1 protein-coding gene is annotated in these 647 nt (G+C 59.7%); it reads left to right on the top strand.

The window, feature by feature from the left end; all coding sequences use genetic code 11:
- Positions 1 to 41 precede the first annotated feature (41 nt).
- A complete protein-coding gene (locus tag F6Q13_RS19330) occupies positions 42 to 488 on the top strand; it encodes a hypothetical protein (RefSeq protein WP_293059954.1) in 447 nt (148 codons plus the stop codon).
- Positions 489 to 647 lie beyond the last annotated feature (159 nt).

A 647-nucleotide genomic window follows, 5' to 3' on the forward strand; every position in this document is an offset into this window, starting at 1 on the left:
GCCCATCAACTGAAGCCGCTCAAGCGCAATTCGCAGCGGAGGTGCTGCGCAACCTGTTGCTCCGCATCGAAGATGAAAACAGCAGGGGAGGCAAGCCCCTTCTGGCCTCCCACGCGTGGACCAACGGACCGATGATGTACTTGGTATATACGGCCCCGCCGTCCGACATCACCTGGGGGCTTGTCCGCGATACCAGGGAGTCGATCATCGACCCGGTTCCGTGGCCAGACGTAGACGAGGCGGTGCGCTGGTACTACTACCTCGATCTCGATGAAGGCCAGCCTTGGGCCTTCTTCCGCGAGCCAGGCGAACCAGACACTATTCGTTGGTGCGGCTATCCGCTTGAAGACGACCTCCCCCAGCGTCTTTCGGATATTCCTGACGCGTATCGGTACACATCACCGCCAAGAACTTCGTCAACAACACGCGACCAGGGTCAGGATCAGCGGGTGGTCAACGAGCCTCGCCGATACGCCGATCCGCGATGAACAACTTTGATCTCCCGCGAAAGCCGTTGCGGATCAGTACATTACCCGGGCTTTATCGTTTACCGCAGGTCTCGGCCATCGGGCAGTTCTGGGCTCGCCAGGTCGATGGATCAGTGTGCATCGCGCACAAGTCACAGATGCCTTGTAAGAGCGGGCTGG

The sequence above is a fragment of the Mycobacterium sp. genome, from assembly GCF_008709575.1.
GTDB lineage: Bacteria > Actinomycetota > Actinomycetes > Mycobacteriales > Mycobacteriaceae > Mycobacterium.